The sequence below is a fragment of the Sulfurospirillum arcachonense DSM 9755 genome, from assembly GCF_000597725.1.
GTDB lineage: Bacteria > Campylobacterota > Campylobacteria > Campylobacterales > Sulfurospirillaceae > Sulfurospirillum_A > Sulfurospirillum_A arcachonense.
Genome location: NZ_JFBL01000020.1, coordinates 1 through 21065, shown reverse-complemented (window position 1 = coordinate 21065; position 21065 = coordinate 1). Strand labels below are relative to the sequence as shown.

The 21065-nt window shown below is 31.1% G+C and carries 19 protein-coding genes; 4 read left to right on the top strand and 15 right to left on the bottom strand.

Annotated features, from left to right (window positions below):
• Window position 1 precedes the first annotated feature (1 nt).
• The 3 genes from K354_RS0112690 to dnaE are packed head-to-tail and all read right to left on the bottom strand — an operon-like array spanning window position 2 to window position 5142.
• A complete protein-coding gene (locus K354_RS0112690) occupies window positions 2–568 on the bottom strand; it encodes a GNAT family N-acetyltransferase (RefSeq protein ID WP_024955867.1) in 567 nt (188 codons plus the stop codon).
• A 60-nt stretch (window positions 569–628) separates the two neighbouring features.
• Entirely contained in the window at window positions 629–1240 is a 612-nt protein-coding gene (locus tag K354_RS0112685) for a Crp/Fnr family transcriptional regulator (protein WP_245600612.1), read from the bottom strand.
• Window positions 1240–5142 (bottom strand): DNA polymerase III subunit alpha, encoded by a 3903-nt coding sequence (gene dnaE, locus K354_RS0112680; RefSeq protein WP_024955865.1) that lies wholly within the window; start codon window positions 5140–5142, stop codon window positions 1240–1242. Before dnaE ends, K354_RS0112685 begins: the two co-directional genes overlap by 1 nt.
• A gap of 177 nt (window positions 5143–5319) precedes the next feature.
• On the opposite strand from dnaE, the gene K354_RS0112675 reads away from it, so the two are divergent.
• Window positions 5320–6657, top strand: a complete 1338-nt coding sequence (locus K354_RS0112675) for a sodium-dependent transporter (RefSeq protein WP_024955864.1) — start codon at window positions 5320–5322, stop codon at window positions 6655–6657.
• Window positions 6658–6793: 136 nt separating this feature from the next.
• Here K354_RS0112675 and K354_RS14405 read toward each other — a convergent pair whose 3' ends face one another.
• The 4 genes from K354_RS14405 to K354_RS0112655 form a co-directional block, all read right to left on the bottom strand.
• Window positions 6794–7153, bottom strand: a complete 360-nt coding sequence (locus tag K354_RS14405) for a response regulator (RefSeq protein ID WP_037940828.1) — start codon at window positions 7151–7153, stop codon at window positions 6794–6796.
• Window positions 7154–7219: 66 nt separating this feature from the next.
• Window positions 7220–8422 carry a BaiN/RdsA family NAD(P)/FAD-dependent oxidoreductase gene (locus tag K354_RS0112665; protein WP_245600611.1) on the bottom strand — a complete coding sequence of 401 codons (1203 nt, stop codon included), beginning with the start codon at window positions 8420–8422 and terminating at the stop codon, window positions 7220–7222.
• Window positions 8419–9264 carry a CvfB family protein gene (locus tag K354_RS0112660; protein ID WP_024955862.1) on the bottom strand — a complete coding sequence of 282 codons (846 nt, stop codon included), beginning with the start codon at window positions 9262–9264 and terminating at the stop codon, window positions 8419–8421. Before K354_RS0112660 ends, K354_RS0112665 begins: the two co-directional genes overlap by 4 nt.
• A 70-nt stretch (window positions 9265–9334) precedes the next feature.
• Window positions 9335–11167, bottom strand: a complete 1833-nt coding sequence (locus K354_RS0112655) for an ABC-F family ATP-binding cassette domain-containing protein (protein WP_024955861.1) — start codon at window positions 11165–11167, stop codon at window positions 9335–9337.
• Window positions 11168–11238: 71 nt separating this feature from the next.
• On the opposite strand from K354_RS0112655, the gene K354_RS14400 reads away from it, so the two are divergent.
• Genes K354_RS14400 through K354_RS0112640 form a run of 3 tightly spaced genes read left to right on the top strand, consistent with a single transcriptional unit; the run spans window position 11239 to window position 13874 of the window.
• Window positions 11239–12087, top strand: a complete 849-nt coding sequence (locus tag K354_RS14400; protein WP_037940826.1) for a type 2 periplasmic-binding domain-containing protein — start codon at window positions 11239–11241, stop codon at window positions 12085–12087.
• A 38-nt stretch (window positions 12088–12125) separates the two neighbouring features.
• Window positions 12126–12974 (top strand): type 2 periplasmic-binding domain-containing protein, encoded by an 849-nt coding sequence (locus K354_RS14395; protein WP_037940824.1) that lies wholly within the window; start codon window positions 12126–12128, stop codon window positions 12972–12974.
• 51 nt (window positions 12975–13025) lie between these two features.
• Window positions 13026–13874, top strand: coding sequence for a hypothetical protein (locus tag K354_RS0112640; protein WP_024955860.1), 849 nt, complete (start codon window positions 13026–13028; stop codon window positions 13872–13874).
• Window positions 13875–14003: 129 nt separating this feature from the next.
• Here the strand turns inward: K354_RS0112640 and K354_RS0112635 are convergent, their stop codons facing one another.
• The 8 genes from K354_RS0112635 to K354_RS14825 form a co-directional block, all read right to left on the bottom strand.
• Complete coding sequence (locus tag K354_RS0112635) at window positions 14004–14453, bottom strand: hypothetical protein (RefSeq protein WP_024955859.1); 450 nt, start codon at window positions 14451–14453, stop codon at window positions 14004–14006.
• Window positions 14454–14529: 76 nt separating this feature from the next.
• A complete protein-coding gene (locus K354_RS0112630) occupies window positions 14530–15543 on the bottom strand; it encodes a virulence RhuM family protein (RefSeq protein ID WP_024955858.1) in 1014 nt (337 codons plus the stop codon).
• Between the two features lies 1 nt (window position 15544).
• A complete protein-coding gene (locus K354_RS0112625; RefSeq protein ID WP_024955857.1) occupies window positions 15545–16171 on the bottom strand; it encodes a hypothetical protein in 627 nt (208 codons plus the stop codon).
• A gap of 371 nt (window positions 16172–16542) precedes the next feature.
• Window positions 16543–17241: a PhzF family phenazine biosynthesis protein gene (locus K354_RS0112620; protein WP_024955856.1), complete on the bottom strand. Its 699-nt coding sequence runs from the start codon at window positions 17239–17241 to the stop codon at window positions 16543–16545.
• Between the two features lie 36 nt (window positions 17242–17277).
• Window positions 17278–18438: an aminotransferase class III-fold pyridoxal phosphate-dependent enzyme gene (locus K354_RS0112615; protein WP_024955855.1), complete on the bottom strand. Its 1161-nt coding sequence runs from the start codon at window positions 18436–18438 to the stop codon at window positions 17278–17280.
• Between the two features lie 102 nt (window positions 18439–18540).
• The gene (locus K354_RS0112610) at window positions 18541–19161 is read right to left on the bottom strand and encodes a LysE family translocator (RefSeq protein WP_024955854.1); all 621 of its coding nucleotides are present in this window, start codon (window positions 19159–19161) and stop codon (window positions 18541–18543) included.
• Window positions 19162–19228: 67 nt separating this feature from the next.
• A complete protein-coding gene (locus K354_RS0112605) occupies window positions 19229–19852 on the bottom strand; it encodes a GyrI-like domain-containing protein (protein WP_024955853.1) in 624 nt (207 codons plus the stop codon).
• Between the two features lie 267 nt (window positions 19853–20119).
• Entirely contained in the window at window positions 20120–20878 is a 759-nt protein-coding gene (locus K354_RS14825; RefSeq protein ID WP_024955852.1) for an Abi-alpha family protein, read from the bottom strand.
• Between the last annotated feature and the right edge of the window lie 187 nt (window positions 20879–21065).

The window sequence follows — 21065 nt, the reverse complement described above, 5'->3', positions numbered from 1 at the left end:
GCTAAGATTTTTTTACTGGCTTAGATGTGTCATAAACCAGCTCATAATAAGAGTTGTTATTGTATTCAAACTCTTGTATGAGTGTTAGCCCAAGTTTTTTAGTATGTGCTGCATAAGATCTAGGATTTATTTTATTTACAAATGTCACTAAAATAGGATATTTTTTTGCCATCTCAACTCTTGCAAAATCAAAAAGTTCTTCTAATAACCCACTTCCTCTGTACTTTTTATCTATACAAACAGGACCATATTGATATGAGTTTTTCACACTCAATGTTTGTCCTAAATACTCTAAACTATCTAAATCTTTTATCATATATACAAACATTGGCCAAATAGACCAAAATTCCCAAGAAGCAGACATCACATAACCTACAACTTCATCATTTTCAATTGCTATAAAAAGACCTTGTTCTTGCTCTATAATGCTTGATAATTGCTCTTTTGTAAACGCTGTTGTAACAAAACCATCTTTTTTGTCTTCTTGTGCAATGGAGTCTACTTGATATTTAAAATGAAGTTTTAAAATACTCTCGATATCACTAAGTTCGGCTATTTTTAATTTCATAGAACCCTCTTTTTATTGATTTTTTGTATTTTAGCATTTAAGATAAAACTTGTCATTAACCTATGTTAACCCCAAAGAACCTCTTATGCGAGAGAGTCCTACTTCTGTAATACCAAGATAGGATGCGATGTGATAATTAGGAAGGACATCAACTACTTCGCTATACTCTTCTAAAAACTTTTGATACCGCTGGGTTGCACTTAAAAGTAAAAAATCAGCCTCACGACGCTCTTTTTTAACCGTAAGTGCCTCATAAATACGAAGTGTGAGATGATTCCACTCTTCAAATTTATCCCCTAACATCAAAAAATCTTTATATTTTATAGATAGACATTCAAAATGAGATAAAATTTCAACACTAAATGCAGAAGGTTCTTGTTTGGCTACAGAAGAGATACTACTTAGTAAATGACCTTTTTTTACAGCAAAAGATTTGTTAAACTCTTTACCATCTTCTCTTGGATAATAATAACGAGCTAAGCCTGATGTTAAAAAGAAAAAATCCTCAACTATATCCCCACTTTTAAATAGGTACTCTGAAGTTTCTAAAGAGACTGAATGAAAAAAAGGTTTTATCTCTTTCCAAACTTCTATCGAAATAGGAGAAATATCATTTAATGCAGTATAAAGAACTAACAGTTGTTCTTCAAGTTTAATCCCTATTGTTTTCACTACCCTACTACCTCAATGCCTTCAATCTTCTCTATATCAGGGCATATTGCTGGATTTATATTGATATATGTATTCATTTTGACATCAACTAATTTTGAAGTAATTACAAGTTCAACTGCACTTCTTCCATGATTTTGTCTTACTAAAGCATAGAGTTGTTCTATTGCATCAAAATTTTCACTTAACTCTACTCGTATACGTGTAGGTGGAAGTGGTGTTTCTTCTACTTTAGTAATTTTGTTTTCAACTCCATTTTTATTGTTTTTTTTCTTCTTTGCTTCTTCTAAAGTAAAAACTCCCTTACATGAGATTCTCACCTTATCTTCTTCGTCTTTTGTTATTTCTAAAGAAAAACCTATTGGCTTTTCTATATTTAAACTATTTAATTTTTCAAGTTGTTTTTCAAAAACCATAAACTCCATATTGCCATGTAAGTCTAAAGCACTTACAAAACCATAAGGATTTCCTTTTTTACTTACTTTCTCATCAACTTTATCAACTTTTCCTATAAAAAATATTTTACCACTCTCAATACGTTGTATTTCTGAAGAATTTGTATGTGAGATTTCATCAATTTCATCTTTTAATTCTTCTAAAACTTTCGTTTTATCTTTTTCTTTATTTAACTCTTCCAAAGACAACGCATCTTTACATGTAAGCTTAACACCTGTATCATCTCTTTTTATTTCTATTGGAAAACCCGTTGGATTTTCTAAATTCATCCCTTGGAGTTTTTCTAAGATATTAGCAAAAACCATAAATTCCATATTGCCGTGAAAATCCATAAGATTTACGATTCCAAATTTATTGCCTTTTTTACTAATCCTTTCTTGAATACTCTCGACTTTCCCAATAAAAAGAGTCTTTCCGTTTTTTGCATTTTCAATCTCTGATGAAAGTGTATGAGGAATGGATTCAATAAGCTCTCTAAAACTATCAAGTGGATGACCTGAAATATAAAAACCCATTGTTTCTTTTTCAAGTTCAAGGACTCTTTTACCATCAAATTCAGGAAGATTTTCAATATTTAAAGAGATAGAAGTCATCTCTTCTTCATCACCAAAAAGTGAACCAATAGAATCTTTTTTCATTTTGGCACACTTTGCACCAGCTTCTGCAATGACTTCTATATGATCAAGTAATGCCCTTCTTGTTAGTCCAAACTCGTCAAATGCCCCTGATTTTATAAGAGATTCTATAACTCTTTTGTTTACTTTTGAAGTATCAATCCTAGACATAAAATCACTCATATCTTTAAACAATCCATCTTCTCTTGCTTCTAAAATCCTACCAATAGCACTACCACCAGCTCCTTTTATAGCACCCATACCAAAAAGAATTGTCTCTTCACCTTCATCATTTGTAATAGCATTAAACTCAGTAAGAGAGTAATTAATGGATGGTGGAGAGAGTTTAATACCCAATCTTTTAACCTCATCAATATACTTAACAACTTTATCAGTATTATCTTGTTCACTTGTTAAAAGGGCTGCCATAAATTCTTGTGGATAATAAGTCTTTAAATATGCTGTTTGAAATGTTATCATGGCATATGCTGCTGAGTGAGATTTGTTAAAACCATATCCGGCAAACTTTTCTACGAGTTTAAAAAGCTCTGCTGATTTTTCTCTATCATAACCTTGTTTTTCTGCACCATCACAAAACTCATCTCTATAGGTACTCATATCTTTTTTCTTACCCATTGCACGACGGATAATATCTGCATAACCTAAGCTAAAACCACCTACTGTTTGAACTATTTGCATTACTTGTTCTTGATAAACTATCATTCCATAAGTTGGTTCTAATGTCTCTTTGAGTGAATCAAAACTAACCTCTTCAAAAGGATAATATACCTTTTGTCTTCCATGTTTTCTCTCTATAAAGTTATCAAGCATACCTGATTCCATAGGGCCTGGACGATATAAGGCAAGTACAGCGACTAAATCCTCAAATCCACTTGGTGCTAGCCTTTCATTGAGTGATTGCATACCTTGTGACTCTATCTGAAAAAGACCTACTGTATGGCCTGTTCGTATAAGCTCATAAACTTCAGGATTATCCATATCAAGGGCATTAAAGTTTATATCTTTATCGTATCTTCTTTTAATTAACTTTAGTGCATTATCTAAAACAGTTAGAGTCTTAAGACCCAAAAAGTCAAATTTGATTAAATCCACATCTTCAAGGTAATTCAATGAATACTGAGTTACAAGCTGTTCAGCGCCAGATGGTTTATAAAGAGGTGTTTTATGCCAAAGCTCTTCATCACTAATAACAACACCAGCAGCATGCATACCAGAGTTTCTATTTAGTCCTTCAAGTGCAAGTGCAAACTTCCATACTCTTGCAATTCGTGGGTCTTCATCTATAAGGCGTCTAAGTTTTTCTTCTTTTTGATAAGCACCATCTATATGCTCACCTTTTTTAATCTTGCCATTTAGCGTGATTCCAAGTTCATCTGGTATAAGTTTTGCCATAGCATCAGCTTCGGCATAAGGAAGTCCTAAAACTCTTGCAACATCACGGATAACTCCCTTTGCTAAAAGCTTACCAAAAGTAATAACTTGAGCAACATTATATCTACCGTACTTTTCAACAACATAATCTATAATCTCACCACGACGAGCCTGACAAAAGTCAATATCAATATCTGGCATACTTATACGTTCAGGATTTAAAAATCTCTCAAAAAGTAGATTATAGGGCATAGGGTCAATATCTGTAATATAAAGACTAAAAGCAACAAGACTACCAGCAGCTGAACCACGTCCAGGACCTACTGGAACACCTCGATCTTTTGATTCACGAATAAAATCCCAAACTATGAGCATATATCCAGGGAAATTCATATTACAAATAATATCCATCTCAACATCTAATCTGTCATAATAAGTCTGATGTTTCTCTGCAGGTACTAATTTTAACCTATCTTCTAATCCCTCTTTACATTTAAGTCTAAAATACTCATCATCATTATCTATATCATGACCTTCTGAAGCAGCATACTCTTGCGTAAATTTAAATTTTGGAGGAGTTGGATCGCCTAATTTTATCTCTAAATTACATTTATCTACTATCTCTTGAGTATTAGCTATAGCTTCAGGAATATCTGCAAAAAGCTCACTCATCTGCTCTGGTGTTTTTAAATAAAACTCATGAACTGAGTGACGAAGACGATTTGGATCATCAAACTCTTTATTCATAGCAATACACATAAAAGCTTCTTGAGCTTCTGCATCATCTTGTGTTGGATAGTGAGTATCATTGGTTGCAATAATTTTTATACCAGTCTCTTTTGAGATACGAAGAATACTATCGTCTATAAAAAGTTGATCTGCTATACCATGACGCATAAGTTCAAGATAAAAATCATCTCCAAATATCTCTTGATACTCTAAAGCTATCTCTTTAGCCCTCTCATACCCTTTTGCACCATTTTGAACGTTTCTTGGATTGTTAGTATTAAGATGCCAATTTACTTCACCTTGCAAACAAGCCCCACTACAAATAATACCTTCACTATGCTCTTTTAAAAGTTTTTTATTTATACGAGGATAATAATAAAAACCATGTATAAAACTTTGGGATGAAAGATACATAAGGTTTTTATACCCTATCTCATTTTTTGCATACAAACACAAATGAAATCTTTGCTTTGTTGTTTTATCATCTATCTCATCTTGATTATGAATATACGCTTCAAGTCCAATTATAGGCTTAATATCATTTTCTCTCATAACTTTATAAAAATCTATAGCACCAAACATATTACCGTGGTCTGTCATTGCTACTGACTTTACACCTTGTTCTTTTAATTTTGCTGCAAGTTTTCCTATTTTGTTGGCACCATCAAGTAAAGAGTATTCTGTATGTAAATGTAAATGTGTAAATTTGCTCATAATTCTTCTTAGTATATTTTTTTTCATTCTATACAAAAAGCACTTAAAAAATAGACTATATTATCTCTACTAATTTTTTATTAAAGCTTTTCTTTTTACTTTATTTGGATAAAACTCAAGTCAGTATATTTTCATATAAATTCTTATATAATCAGAAAATTTTTTTAAAGGTGGATTTTGAAAAATCGTTTTTCAAGGATAGGATTTATTCTAGCTGCAGCTGGTTCTGCAGTTGGATTGGGTAATATATGGAAGTTTCCTTATATTACAGGAGAGTATGGCGGTGGTGCATTTGTATTGGTGTATCTTCTTGCGATTATGTTTATAGGACTTACTGTATTTTTAGCCGAAGCGGTCATTGGTCAAAATGCTCAAGCAAATGTAGCAACTTCGTTTATAGAGACTTCAAAAAGTAAAAATGAAAACTGGAAAATTGCTGGTTTTATGATAGCAACTGGTCTTATACTTCTCTCTTTCTATTCAGTTGTTCTTGGGTGGATTTTAAGTTATGTGTTTTCTTCTTTTGGGACACTTCCAGCAGATGCAAAAACTGCGGGAGCTGCTTTTGATACACTCATAACAAAAGATTTGGCAACCCAATTACTCTATCATACACTTATTGCTGGGACTGTAATTTTTATTGTACTAAAAGGTATTAAAGATGGCATAGAAAAAATAAACCTTATCTTGATGCCTTTTCTTGGTATCATATTAATAGGTCTATTGATGTATGCTATCTCTCTTGATAGTTTTAGCAAAGCTGTATCATTTATGTTCGTAGCTGATTGGAGCAAGATTAACAGTGATGCACTTCTAGCTGCTCTTGGACAAGCATTTTTTACACTCTCTCTTGGTGTTGGTACTATTCTTACCTACTCAGCTTCTCTTCCAAAAGAAGCAAACTTTGTAAAATCATCTATTATGGTTGCTCTTGTAGATACGGGTATTGCTCTTATTGCTGGTCTTATTATCTTCTCATTTCTTTTTGAAGCTGGAGCGCCTAGTGCAGCTGGTCCTGGACTAGTATTTATCTCTCTTCCTGTGATTTTTTCAGGCTGGGGTTTACTAGGTAAAATCATAGCTATATCATTTTTTGTTGCACTTGTATTTGCTGGAATTACATCTGCTGTATCTATGATTGAGCCATCTTTGATGTTTTTTATCGAAAGATTTAAAATGACAAGAAAAAAAGCTACCCTCCTGTGTGGTAGTGTATTTTATCTACTAGGTATAGTTGCACTGCTCTCTATGTCAACGACATATGGAAGTTCTTTAACATTTTTTGGCAAAAATGCATTTGATTTGATGGATTTTGCATCCTCATCAGTCATGATGCCAACAGCAGCTATTGTTATTTGTCTGTTTCTTGGTTATTTTGTAGATAAAACTATGTTACAAGAAAAATTCACAAAACATACGTCTGTGTTGTTTTTTAATGTATGGTACTTTTTGATTAGATATGTTGTGCCAATTGCTATTACAATCTTATTTTTAAATCAATTAGGTTTGATTTAATATCTTGAAATAAAGCATACTTATAAAGTGTGCTTTGTCTTTTTTAAAACTCTAAAATATAAATATTTCGCTTTCCTCTAATAGTATTTCTTAGCGTTAACCTATCTGTTTTGAGTAAGTGCATATTGTTTTTGTTTTATATAATATCTTCTAATTTTTCTCTGAGAGTTCTTGAATTAAAAGGTTTAATTATATAATTATTTACACCATTTTTTAATGCTGTTAAAACTTGATCTCTTCCACCTTCTGTAGTTATCATGATAATAGGTGTGTCTTTATATGCATCCATTTTTCTAGCACTTTTTACAAGTTCTAAGCCATTCATAATAGGCATATTCCAATCAGTCATAATCGCATCATAATGGTTTTTTTTCATCTTTTTCATAGCATCATTTCCATCTTCTGCTAAAGTAACGTCTTTGTAGCCTATATTATTAAGAGTATTTAGAACAATTCTTCTCATGGTTTTACTGTCATCCACAACTAAAAACTTCATTTTTTTTCCTTCTTATATCTATGTATAGATATACAAGCAAAAACTGTTCTTTTTTTTAGTTTTGAGTTATTTTACTATCTCATTTCCTGCACAATATCCACTTGCCCATGCCCAGTGTAAGTTATAACCTCCACAATCAGCATCAATATCTAGTACCTCTCCACTAAAATAAAGACCACGTTGTAGTTTTGATTCAAGTGTTTGAGCATTGATTTGATCTACAGATACTCCACCCGCTGTGACTTCAGCAGTTTTGTACCCTTTTGTGTCTGTAACTTTGAGTTGGAAGTTTTTAAGTGCGTATACAAGTTTTGTAATATCTTTTATATTTAACTCATCGGCACTTTTTTTAGGTAACTCTTTAGCGATAAAAGAAGCTAGTTTAGAGTTTATAAAACCATCAAGCCATAAAGCTACACTTTTTCCATGTGAATTTTTTTGTCGTTTTTTGAGTAGATTTTTTAACTGCTCTTTTGAGTATTCAGGAAGTAAATCAATCTTTACATGTAAAGCTCTATTATGCAACAAAGCATGACCTGCAACCCTACTTATATCAAGTACGGCTGAGCCAGAGATTCCATAGTTTGTAAAAAGTATATCTCCACTTGCACTACTAATCGATTGACCATTTTCAAGTACTTCAATCATACCCTCAACCTTAACACCGCCAATAGCTTTTAAATCCTCTTTACAAACCAATTGGACTAAAGAAGCATGTGTTGGAACTATATCGTGTCCAAAGTTTTTTGCAAAAGTATATCCGCTATCACAACTCCCTAAACTTGGCATTGCAAGTCCTCCAGTTGCTACTAAAACTTTGTTTACATGTAAGGATTTTTCATTTACATGTAAACAAAATCCTTCACCCTTTTTTGTGATATTTGTTACTTCACTATCTAGGTAAAATGTAACGCCCAAACGCTTACACTCATACACTAAAAGCTCGACCACACTTGAAGATTGAAGGCTTTTAGGATACAAACGACCTTTTTGCCCTTCTACCATTTCTATACCAAGTTCTGTAAAAAAATCCTTACATGTAAAGGTATTAAAACGTTTAATAGAAGAGTTTACAAAAAAAGGTTGTTGTCCGTGAAAGTTTGAAAGTTCTATATTTTGATTTGTTATATTGCATCTGCCATTACCCGTTGCGAGTATTTTTCTGCCTATCTTGCTATTTTTTTCATATATGCAAACTTTTGCACCCTTTCTTGCTGCGGCAATCGCCCCAACAAGTCCAGATGCACCAGCTCCAATAACAGCAATCACGCTAATGTAATTCCATCTTCGTCAAGTTTTATTATCTTATCTTCAATAAGTTTTGTTAAAGCTTTTTTATAGTTTTTCTTACTCAGTCCAAAAAGCTCTTTGATAAGTTCTGGATCACTTTTGTAAGTACACTCTAACTCTCCACCATTTGCTTTAAGCACTTTTGTTACTCTGTGGATTGCAGTTTCTTCGTTTTCTTTACTTTTTCCAATTGGTCTTAAAGAGATATCCATCTTTTTATCAGGTCTGATTTTTTTGATATAGGCTACTTTTTTCTGTCCTATCCAGATGTCTTCAAAAATTTCATTATGAAAAATCATCGCTTCGTATTTGTTATCAACTATCACTTTAAACCCAAGTGGAGTTTTTTCTCTGATGATAATATTTACTTTTTGATTTTCTTGTAGTTCTTCAACATCTGTATGTATAAAGCTTTTAAATTTATGAGCTCCTATTAGACGGTCTGTATCTTCGTCGATACAAACTCTAAAAACAAACTTCATACCAACTTCAAGAGGGATTTTTTGAAACTTTTTTGGGATAAAAAGGTCTTTTTGTAAGCCCCAATCCACAAATGCTCCAAAACTTTCAACTCCAACTACTTCAAAGTATCCAAACTCACCAAGCATAGCACCTGGTCGCTCAGTTGTTGCAACGTATCTGTCTTCTGAATCATTATAGATGAAAACATCTATTTCATCTTCTATATTCATGTCTTCTGTTACATAAGCTTTTGGAAGAAGAACATCGTCTCCATCTTCACTTACTAAATAAAATCCATGGTCACTCGTTCTGTCTATTCGTAGGGTATTTACTACCCCTAATTGTATTTTTTCATTCATGCACGAATTCTAGCATAATTTACCAATATATATTTATAGGTTTTTATATTAATCTTTCCACACCTACAAATCAATTTAAATTTTCTAGTTTATCCTCATACTCTTGTGTTATTTCATCAAATTCATGTTGTACAACTTCTAAAGACTCAAAGGCATCCTCTACTTGTTTCTCTTGTGCTGCTACTTCTTTATATAAATCCACAAGTTTATCACTCTCTCCACTGCTAGAGAGTTTTATCAACTCTTCTTGATTTGCTTCGAGTGCTTCTTCTGTTGTTATTATCAGTTTTTCTAGTTTTTCTATCTCTTTTTTCAAAGGTGATGTTTTTTTATTTCTTTCTTGAATAAGTGCTGCTCTTAACTTTTTATTTTCATGGTGATTTGATTTTGGTGCTTTTTTGACTTTCTTTTCTGCCTCTTCCTCTTCCCAACCAATCTTTTCTAAAAACTCATCATAATTACCATCAAAAATCTCTGCTCCATCTTTTGAAAAAACGATCAGTCTATTGGCAACTTTACGGAGTAACTCCTCTGAGTGCGTTACTAAAACAACAGCCCCTTCAAAATTTTGTATAGCTCCAATAAGAGAGTCTATAGAGTCCATATCTAAGTGGTTTGTTGGCTCATCTAAAAACAGAAGATTAACCTCTTCTACTAAAATTTTACCAAGCATGACTCTGCTTTTTTCTCCACCTGAAAGTAGTGAAATCTTTTTGTCTGCACTCTCACCACTAAACATCATAGCCCCACAAATACTTCTAGCCCTTCCCGTAGAAAGACTCGCATTTGATTTATAAATCTCATCCATAACTGTGTTATTTAGATTGAGATGATTGATATTGGTTTGTCCAAAATGTCCAAATGAAGTACTTGTGTGCATGTGTACATGCCCTGTAAGTTGTTTTAATTCTCCTGCAAGAGTATTTAAAAGTGTTGATTTTCCTTTTCCATTTTTCCCTATTATCCCAAGGCATTCACCTTTTTTTATATGGAAAGTAATATCTTTAAATAAAATGTTATCTTCTGTATACCCAAACTTCAAATCTTTGACATCAAGTAAAATTTTAGCAGGCGTTTGTTTAAAATTAAAATCAAAGTTGAGAGTTGCTTCACTTTGGATATCTTCCATCCTCTCAATTTTTTCTAACTGTTTTACTTTTGATTGAGCAAGTGCTGCTGTCGAAGCTCTTGTTTTATTTTTAGCGATAAACTCTTCAAGCTCTTTTATCTTCTTGTCTTGTGAAATTTTTGTCTTTACATGTAACTCATCATTTGATGCAAGTTGTGTGTAAAACTTGTGTGTATCTCCTGGTAAAATACTTAGTTTTTTTCTTACTATTCCCATTGTATGAGTTGTCACACTATCCATAAAATTACGATCATGTGTTATAAGAATAACTTCACCATCAAAGCTTTTCAAAAAAACTTTTAACCAACGTAAAGATACTATATCTAGGTAGTTTGTAGGTTCATCTAAAAGAAGTAAATTTGGCTCAGTTACTAAAAGCTTTGCTAAATTGATACGTATTTGATAACCACCTGAAAAAGAGAGTGGATTTTTTTCTAAATCTTCCGCTACAAATCCAAGTCCAAATAAAATCTTTTCAACCCTATATATATCATACTTGTGTTCTTCATCAAGAGCAAGAGCAGCCTCTTCTCTTAGAGTTTTTTCACTAAATGAAAGATGCTGTTTTAATGCACCTATCTTATAACCTTTAGGTATAGAAACTTCTCCACCATCAACATGTTCTTCACCAAGAATAATTTTAAAAAGTGTTGATTTACCACTACCATTACGTCCTACTAAACCTACACGGTTTTTGGAATTGAGTTTAAAATTGAGATTAGAAAAAAGCTCCTGTTTTGCAAAGCTTTTAGAAATATTTGTAAGTTGTATCAAAACTGTTTAGCCTATTTTTTTGAAAAATTATAACATTATGTTGTATAATATCTTATTAGAAGGAGGCCATTATGAATAAGTTTCTTTTTCTTTTTATACTATTTTTTGCATCTCAGAGTTTTTCTGTAACCATTTTTACTTACATGTCAAAAGAAGATGAAAAAGATACAAGAAAAGATTATAATGTAGCTCTGCTAAAACTAGCATTAGATAAAACAATCCCTGAATATGGACCTTATAAATTAGTTCCTAGTCCAAAAATGAATTACTTAAGAGCTGATAAAATTGCTCTTAAAAACAATGTTAAAAACTTTGTTTATAAAGCTGCTATAAGAGAAGACCTTGTATCTAAATTAGGTTATGTTCCTTTTCCTGTAGATCGAGGTATTGTTGGATATCGTGTATTTTTTGTTTCTCCAAAAGCAAAAGAGGCACTAAAAAAAGTAACAACACTTAAAGAATTAAAAAAATTTACAATAGTACAAGGGATAGGTTGGTTAGATACTCAGATTTTAAGACATCATGGATTTAACGTTTTTGAAGGGAGTAACTATAAAGGTCTCTTTGGAATGGTTGCAAAAAATAGAATTGATCTTTTTCCAAGAGGAGCTAATGAGCTTTTAAATGAATATAAAGCATACAAAAAAATAAAAAATCTTGACTTTGATAGATCATTAATTCTCTATTATCCTCTACCAAGATTTTTCTTTATGAATAAAAAAAATAAAAAAAGCCTTGAAAGACTTCAAAAAGGAATTTCAATAGCTTATAAAGATGGCTCTTTTGTAGAATTATGGAATAAATACTATAAAAAAAGTATTGATTTTGTGAATCTCAAAAAAAGAAAAATTATACGAATTGACAATCCATACATAAAAAATATTGATTCCTCTTATAAAAAATATATTTATCAACCATAATATAATATAATGTAATGTAATTTTCAAAGGAAAGATTTATGCATAGATTAATTTTTATTTTTTTACTCTTTTTTTTAAACAAAAGTTTTGCTGCAACAATTTTTACATATATCCCAAAAGCTGACAAAGATGATGCTAGAACTAAATATAACATCGCTTTACTCAAACTTGCTTTAGAAAAAACAATCCCTAATTATGGTCCTTACAAACTAGTTCCAAGTCCAAGGATGAACCATGGAAGAGCTGATAAGGTAACTCTTGATAATAATTTTGAAAACTTCGTACATAAAAGTGCCGTGACAGAAAAACGTTTATCCCAATTTGCTTATGTTTCTTTTCCTGTAGATAGAGGGATAATTGGTTATCGTGTATTTTTTGTTTCTCCAAAAGCAAAAGAAGAACTAAAAAAAGTAACCACACTCGAAGAATTAAAAAAATTTACAATACTCCAAGGAACTAGCTGGCTAGATACAGACATCTTAAGACACTATGGATTTAATGTTTTTGAAGTACATTCTTATAAAGGCATGTTTAAAATGGTTGCTAAAAATAGAGTTGACCTTTTTCCAAGGGGAGCAAGTGAAATTTTAGATGAATATGAAGCATATAAAAACATACAAAATCTTGACCTCGATAAAGCTTTAGTCCTTTATTATCCTCTTCCAAAATTTTTCTTTATGAATAAAAAAAATAAAAAAGGAATTGAAAGACTTAAAAAAGGACTTTTTATGGCATACAAAGATGGATCTTTTATGAAATTATGGAATCAATACCATAAGAAAAGTATTGATTTTGTAAATCTCAAAAAAAGAAAAATTATACAAATCGATAATCCATTTATAAAACATATTGACCCCTCTTATAAAAAATATATTTATCAACCATAATATTTTTGTATAAAAAAATTTAGTGTATAATGTATTTTTTAGGAAAAATCTATGCATAAATTAATTTTTATTTTTTTACTCTTTTTTTTAAGTAAAAGCTTTGCTGTTACAATCTTTACTTATATTCCAAAAGCAGATAAACATGACCGTAGAAGTGAGTATAATATGGCCTTATTAAAACTTGCTTTAGAAAAAACAACCCCTATTTATGGGCCTTATAAACTAGTTCCAAGCCCAAGAATGAATCATGGAAGAGCTGACAAGGTTGCTTTTAACAATACTTTTGAAAATTTTGTACATAAAGGTTCTGTTACACAAGAGCGTTTATCTACATTAGCCTATGTCCCTTTCCCAGTAGACAGAGGCATTGTTGGATATCGTGTATTTTTTGTTTCTCCAAAAGCAAAAGAAAAACTCAAAAAAGTTAAAACCCTCGAAGAATTAAAAAAGTTTAAATTACTCCAAGGAACTGCATGGACAGATACAGAGATTTTGAGGCATCATGGATTCTCTGTTTTTGAAGGAAGTTCCTATAAAGGTTTATTTGGGATGATTGCTAAAAATAGAGTTGATATTTTTCCAAGAGGGACAAATGAAATTTTAGATGAATACGAAACATATAAGAACACACAAAATTTTTACTTTGATAGGTCATTAGTTCTCTACTATCCTCTTCCAAGATTTTTTTTCATGAATAAAAAAAATAAAAAAGGAATTGAGAGATTAAAAAAAGGAATTTTTATGGCATATAAAGATGGCTCTTTCATAAAGTTATGGAATAAATACTATAAAAAAAGTATTGATTTTGTAAACCTAAAAAATAGGAAAATTTTTAGGATTGAAAATCCCCTTATAAAGGGTCTTGATATCTCTTATAAAAAGTATATTTATCAACCTTAATTGTTTGTTTACATGTAAGCTTTATTTATGAATATACTTAAAATACTATCTAAGTATGATTGAATCATGAGTAAAATAAGAGGGCAAAACGTAGTTTTATCCGCTTGAGCGTTTTGTTATATGTCTTTATTATCCGTCAACAGAGACTTCTGACGCAACACCATTTTCAAAATAAACCGTAAACATATGATTTTGGTCTGATTTACAATCAAAACTGATTTCCCAATCATTATTTGTATCACCATTTTCTGGTGTTGATAAGCCTACTAAAGTAAATTCATCAAAAAAGTTATCCGGTACAGGTTTTTGAAGAAAAGATTCAAATTCTTTCGATATTTTGGGCTTTAATTTTTGAATTGTTTCATCAAGGTTTGAAAGAATACTCTTAGTAAAGTTTTCATGTGGCTCAAAAGGGTCATTTTCAGATGCGTTTACAGTAATGCCAAGATTAGAATATTGGTTAAAAGTTAATTCGCTGACTTCCCAATATCCCTCAGCATAGAGCATTTTTCCAAAGAAAGGGTGGTCAACATCAGGGACATTACTTAATTTAAATAATTTTTTGAAGAAATTTTTCATTTTATTCCTTTTTATTTTCATATAACGGTTGACTTCAGTGACGCTATGCGTTTACTGCTAGGTTTTGTTGTGTGTATCACCCCTGAATGTCAAATTCACCTAGTAATCTATCAAAATCACTTTTATATGATTTATCTTGAATTACTTTATATTTTTCAAATTCACTTATAGCAAACTCTTTTGCAATTTGTGCTGTAACTTTTCCTGAATTTTGTAAAATATCTCGTTCATTAAATTGTAAAAAAGCATTTAACTTTTGACTCCAATCTTTCATAGTCATTGGGATATTTCTCTCAGCTTGGTCTTCTGCATAATCAAGATACATAGTTACTATTCTATCAAGTGATTTTATCTCATCTTGCGATAGATAGTTTTTAGCTACAGTTACATCTGATTTTAATATTTTTCCACTTGGTGCTTTTTTCCAATTTGTAAGCCCCATAAACTTTTTTTTATGATTTGCTCTTTCAACTATGAGTTCAGAAGCTGTATGACCATGTATAGCCCAATGCAGTTTATTTTGAACAGTAGCAAAAAACTCTTGTGTAGTAGGAGCTTGAAAATCATAATCCATTGCAGTTGCATATATATCTGTGATTTGTTGATAAAAGTTTCTTTCACTTTCTCTAATATCTCTTATTTCTAAGATTAAATCTTTGTAGTACTGGGGATTTAGATAACTACCGTTTTTCAATCTTTCATTATCAAGCACATAACCACGAGTTGCAAATGTTTTTAAAACCTCTGTTGCCCATCTTCTAAACTCTGTAGCTTTATTTGAATTGATTCTATATCCAAGTGAGATAATTACTTCTAAATTATAGTGTTTTGTATTGTAGTTCTTGCCATCACTAGCAGTTATTAGGAATTTCCTAATAACTGAATCTTCATCTAATTCATGAGTTTTAAATATATTTTTTAGATGTTCATTTACAGTTGCTACATTTACATCAAAAAGTTTGGCTATTAGTTTTTGTGTAAGCCATACAGTTTCATCTTCTACTTTTACCTCTATAGTATCTTGTCCGTTAGCGGTTGTGAAGATTAAAAATTCTGCTGTTGAGTTTCTTATTGTTAGGTTTTTTTTCATATTAATTGCTTGTCTTAGAGTGATTAAAAAAATCTAATTCTTTAAACTCTGTAATATTATTTATAATTCTATTGTAAATAACTGAATCATCTTCCTCATGCCTTGCAAGTGTTAAGTAGTAATTAGAGCCCTTTCCTTTTGTAAATATTATCCATTCTCCAGTAAGTTTTTTATTTTTTTGTCTACCTAAAAAACCATCATCAACTATTTCATAAATAATTTTTTTATTCATAGTATCATCAAATTTATTAAAATCATTCTTAGATAACAATTTATCTAGTTTTTTATTACCATCATAATTCAATCCAAATTCAGCACCTATATTTTTTAAAATATATTGTGCATCAAAAAAATGCTTATGCCATAAACCTTTTAGAGGTTCTCTATTAAATTGTGTTTCTTTTTTTGTAGAACTTTTTTTATTACTTTCTAAACTTTTTATTTGATTTAGTATATTTGTAATATCAAAATTCATATAATCATTTAATACATATAATTGTGCTAATAAATATTGACTTATATTACTAGTATTTAATCCTACAAAATTAATATTATTTTGAATAAAATAGTTTAATTCTTCATCAGTAATTTCAGTATTTAATCTTTCTTGAATTCTTTCATAAGTCATTTTTTATCTCCTGTTTATGAGATTTTAACAGAAAAATTAATTTCCTTAAAAAAATATGTCATATAGTAATATTTTTAATTACTCTTAACAATTTTAACTTCATTATCGCTATCTTATTAACAGGATTTAAACTATCAAAGTATTTGTAGTTTTTTTATATTTCTTTTGTAATATTTTAGTGCCTGATAATTTGATATTGTATTTTAGCTAAAGATTGATTTAAAGTTTATTTGTGCACATAACGGCGAAAAAAGGTGGAAACTGTCCCCTTTTATTCAACTCCCTTTGTATGTTTTTTTATCTGGTTCTGATGTCATGATCCCTCGCTTTACCTAACGTTTGAGTTGAGAAATATTTTGTTATCTATTCTATCAAATATATATTTTCCCTTGCATGTATAATACTGCAAATCCAGAAATCAATACTCGATCATTTTGAATTTCACAATATAAAACACCACCCCTACTTGAAGCTTGATATGCAATCAAGTTTGTTTTTGATAACTCTTTAGCCCAATAAGGAGCTAAGCCTGAATGAATAGAACCAGTTACAGGATCCTCATCTCCTCCATTTGAAGGCCAAAAATATCTAGATATAAAATCATATTTCATAGATGATGCAGTTACAACAACATCATAAGGTGCTAATTTTTTTAATTTTAATGAATCATATTCAATATTTTTCACATCATCTTCAGTTTCTTGTGGCTCTTGATTAGGGAAACTCATTTGTATTTTTCCATCATCATTTTGATAAACATATAACGAACCAACTTTTAATGTTGAAAACTCTATTTCATCTTTACATTTAAAATAATTAAAAATTATAAAAGAAGATGCTAATGTGGCATGTCCACAAAAATCTATTTCTGATAAAGGTGAAAACCATCTTATCTCATATTTATTTGGAGTAATTTCTTTTATAAATGCAGTTTCAGATAAATTATTTTCCATTGCAATCTTTTGCATTAACTCTGTTTCTAACCACCCTTTTAGTGGAATTACTGCAGCTTGGTTACCTTGAAATTGTTTTTGAGTAAAAGCATCAACCACATATAAGTCTAATGTCATTCTTTTATTCCTTTAATTTTAAAAAGTCGCCATCAATTAATAAGTATTAGTTTCATTTAGGTTGCATATAATATCTTCTAAAGTGTCTAAAAAGAATATAAGATCATTTTTGCTTATTGTTAATGCTGGATCTATTCTAAATGAGTTGAAGCCTGGGCGTAATACTAAGATTATCTTTTTCTTTAATAATTCATTATTAATTATTTCAGAATAGAATACATCATTATTTTCTAAAAAATCTATAGCTATCATAAGACCTCTAATTCTAAACTCTTTAATAATTCCATATTTATTTTTTATTTCTGTTAATCTGTCAGCTATTAATTTACTTTTTACTTTGCATTGTGCTAATAGATTATCACTTTCTATTATTTCAAGTACTTTCTTTGCAACAACAGCTCCTAATGGATCATTTTGATGTGATTGAGAATAGTAAAACTTATTCATATCTAATTTGCTTAAAACATTTTTAGATATTGCTGTACAACTAACAGGATATCCATTCCCTAATCCTTTACCAATTGCAACCATATCTGGTTTAATATCATAATGGTTATACCCAAACCATTCTCCTGTTCGTCCTATTCCAGTAGTCACTTCATTTATAATTATAAATCCATTATTTTCTTTTATTTTTTTAATTATAGCTTGTATTAATTCTTTTGGAGGAAATCGAACTAAACCAGAAGAACTCCCTGGTTCAAAAATAAATGCAGAAATAGTACTAAAATCAATAATGTCTAAATTATCATTATTAATCCAATCAAATTGTATAAAATTTTCATCTCTTTTTTCTGAAGCAGTCCCATACGAAGATAAATAACTATCATGTAAAGTAAGAATCTTTTTATTATGATGTATTGAGTTCGTAACTCTAATTGAGTATTCTACCGCTTCACTTCCTGAGCATAAAAATACACATTTCCCTTCTTTCATTTTGTTAATTTCTAATATTTTATTTGCTGCATTATCAATGACTGGATTTAAGTAACAATAACCACTGTGCATCATCTTGGAAGACTGATCGAAAATTACTTTTGATATTTCTGGATGACAGTGTCCTATAGATGTACACCAAACTCCTGATTCAAGGTCTAAGTACTCATTACCTAATGAATCAAATAGTTTACAGTTTTCACCTCTTACAAAATCTTGGAATTTAAGTTCATGTTTAATACTAACTAAAATATTTTTCATAATTTATCCTACATTTTTTTAATTATAAGTAACCTTATATCATTGGGAATTAAAGGGAACAGAATATGTAATTAGTTAAGTATACTGTCTTTGAAATTAATATTATTTGAACAATAATATTTTCATCGCTAACGCGCCAAAAATCACCGCAAAAGTTAATTCGAGAGTTTTACGCAATCTTATGTACAAATCCCTAATCTTTGAAATTGAAAACAATATAGCATAACCGATAAACACTAAAAAACTGGTACAACCAACAACAAAAATCACTTCAAATAAAGCAGATAATGGGACCCCTTTAGGAACTCCTATCGAATAGAGAGCACCAAAGAATAGGATAGCTTTGGGATTCGTAAGATGAAGCAATAATCCCTTTAAATAGGTTTTTTTATAATTTAACTTTTCTTCATTGTCTAGATGAATATGCTTCGCTGAAAGACGAGATGCCTTAAATGATTTGTAGGCTAAATAAAGCAAATATACACCACCTAAATATCGAATCAATTCAAATAGCCAAACAGTAGAATACATAAATGCACTAAAGCCAAAAGCAGCTAATATCGACCACATGAGCGACCCTGTAAGTATTCCTGAAGCAAGAGCCAAACCATGAGCTCTTCCTTGCTTCATCGATGTTCCTAGTATTGCCAATGTTGCAGGTCCTGGGCTTCCACTTGCAATTAGAGCTGCGGGGATGATCAGAAGATAGTGGATTTCATGCATAAATATCACCTTAATGTATTTGAGGAAATTAAGGGGATTCAAAGGTGGAAACTGTCCCCTTTTATCTTTATCCAACCTCAACACGTAGAACTGTCTTTAGTTTTTCTGGAACGACTTTCCTTGGGTCTGAAATGTATATTTCTTTATGTTGCTTTGATTTTCGTTTTAACTGATTCTTTGTGCTAAATTCTTCCATTATTGTAAATGATTCAGGTTCATTGTCATAACTCCCAAGATGCATCATTTGTACACATTTTCCATCTGTCATTTCGTCAAATGCCAGTTTTTCTATAAGGGGATTCCCCTTTTTCCTTAATGCCCACTCTTTTGCGGTCTCGGAAAATTCATTTGTGACAAAATCAGGTTGGCGAATCATCAGTTTAAACACAAGTTCGTCTTTATCTATTCTTCCGTCGAATGATTGTTTTGCTTTTTCAGAAATGTCCCAAATACCCTCTAAAGGATAAACCGTATATTCATAGAACCCTTCTGGCTGGAGTCCTTTTTTGTATGACATTCTTATTGCGTATGAAACAGCATATAATGCTTCGATACATTCACCAAAAAATGCACTATTAGGATTTCCTTTGCTGTTTATTGCGAAATATTTAAAACAAGGAATATCAATCATCACTGGTTTTTTAGGTGGCAAGTAGATATCTTTTTCTTTTTTTCTCCATTCATATTTCATGAGTGCTCCTTTATTTCAAAAACATAACGGCGCGGCTGAGCACCAGTCAGTTGTTTTTCAGGAAATCCCGAAGGGTTTTCTGGAAAAGAACTTGGTGTGTGTTCCTGTCATTTGTTGTGCGTAGCGAAGTGAGCACGACAGATGGCAGAGATGGGCACGTTCAGTGCTCAGCCGCGCCGTTGTACGTTACCGCAAAGCGGGAACGTACAACGTTTGAGTTGAGAAATATTTGAGCCGCAGGGTCAAATATTTCTCTCCAATGTGTTGTTAAACATTTTGTTCCAAGTTGAAATATTCTAGAGGATTACCTAAGTAACCTTGTGAACGAACAAATAATTGAATACCTAATGCAGATGGGTTAATTCTTGCTTTTAAGCCTTTTGATTCTAAACTTTTATTATCAATTAATTGAAAACCTGAAAGCATTCCTGTTATACCTAAATTCATCATATAATCTAAATCTCTATCTATATCATGGATATCAGTTAAACCTGTTATCTCAATTAGTTCATCTGTATTAAGAAACAAATCCTTGGATTGAATTAGTCCATTCTCATGTTTATATATTTCTGCATGTTCACAAGCAAAATTTAATATTTTAACTTGAGAGTTTGTCATTTGTGCTAATAAATTTATATAAACTAAATTACTATCATCTAATCCATCTTCTGTACATGATGATGCAAGTAATCCTGCCCATAAATTTTGTATTTCATCATCTGTTGACCAAGAACTATTTTCTAAAATTTTCCAAGTTATTAGTGGATGAGATTTGATATTCGAATTTAATAAATCTTGTTTAGCTAGTTTTTCTTCAGTAAGATTTAAAATTTTTCGTGTGTTTTTTGCTCGCCATGATTTCACTTTATCTTGTAACAATAAACCAAATTCTTCTGCTGCAGGCAAGCAGATTCTACTTAAAAATGCACCAGTGCCTTCTAATGCTTTTTCTGTTGTTTTTTCAATACTTTTTGCAATTGGTTTTACACCTAATATATCTAAACTACTATCATTTTTATCTTGCATCTATAATATTCCTTGTTTTGTTTAACGGCGCGGCTGAGTACCAGTCAGTTGTTTTTCAGAAAATCCCGAAGGGTTTTCTGGAAAAGAACTTGGTGTGTGTTCCTGTCATTTGTTGTGCGTAGCGAAGCGGAGCACGACAGATGGCAGAGATGGGCACGTTCAGTGCTCAGCCGCGCCGTTGTACGTT

Bases quoted from the DNA above. Each gene is read 5' to 3' on its own strand.
- K354_RS0112690 (WP_024955867.1), bottom strand. From the start codon at position 568: ATGAAATTAAAAATAGCCGAACTTAGTGATATCGAGAGTATTTTAAAA.
- dnaE (WP_024955865.1), bottom strand. From the start codon at position 5,142: ATGAGCAAATTTACACATTTACATTTACATACAGAATACTCTTTACTT.
- K354_RS14405 (WP_037940828.1), bottom strand. From the start codon at position 7,153: ATGAAGTTTTTAGTTGTGGATGACAGTAAAACCATGAGAAGAATTGTT.
- K354_RS0112660 (WP_024955862.1), bottom strand. From the start codon at position 9,264: ATGAATGAAAAAATACAATTAGGGGTAGTAAATACCCTACGAATAGAC.
- K354_RS14400 (WP_037940826.1), top strand. From the start codon at position 11,239: ATGAATAAGTTTCTTTTTCTTTTTATACTATTTTTTGCATCTCAGAGT.
- K354_RS14395 (WP_037940824.1), top strand. From the start codon at position 12,126: ATGCATAGATTAATTTTTATTTTTTTACTCTTTTTTTTAAACAAAAGT.
- K354_RS0112640 (WP_024955860.1), top strand. From the start codon at position 13,026: ATGCATAAATTAATTTTTATTTTTTTACTCTTTTTTTTAAGTAAAAGC.
- K354_RS0112635 (WP_024955859.1), bottom strand. From the start codon at position 14,453: ATGAAAAATTTCTTCAAAAAATTATTTAAATTAAGTAATGTCCCTGAT.
- K354_RS0112630 (WP_024955858.1), bottom strand. From the start codon at position 15,543: ATGAAAAAAAACCTAACAATAAGAAACTCAACAGCAGAATTTTTAATC.
- K354_RS0112625 (WP_024955857.1), bottom strand. From the start codon at position 16,171: ATGACTTATGAAAGAATTCAAGAAAGATTAAATACTGAAATTACTGAT.
- K354_RS0112620 (WP_024955856.1), bottom strand. From the start codon at position 17,241: ATGACATTAGACTTATATGTGGTTGATGCTTTTACTCAAAAACAATTT.
- K354_RS0112615 (WP_024955855.1), bottom strand. From the start codon at position 18,438: ATGAAAAATATTTTAGTTAGTATTAAACATGAACTTAAATTCCAAGAT.
- K354_RS0112610 (WP_024955854.1), bottom strand. From the start codon at position 19,161: ATGCATGAAATCCACTATCTTCTGATCATCCCCGCAGCTCTAATTGCA.
- K354_RS0112605 (WP_024955853.1), bottom strand. From the start codon at position 19,852: ATGAAATATGAATGGAGAAAAAAAGAAAAAGATATCTACTTGCCACCT.
- K354_RS14825 (WP_024955852.1), bottom strand. From the start codon at position 20,878: ATGCAAGATAAAAATGATAGTAGTTTAGATATATTAGGTGTAAAACCA.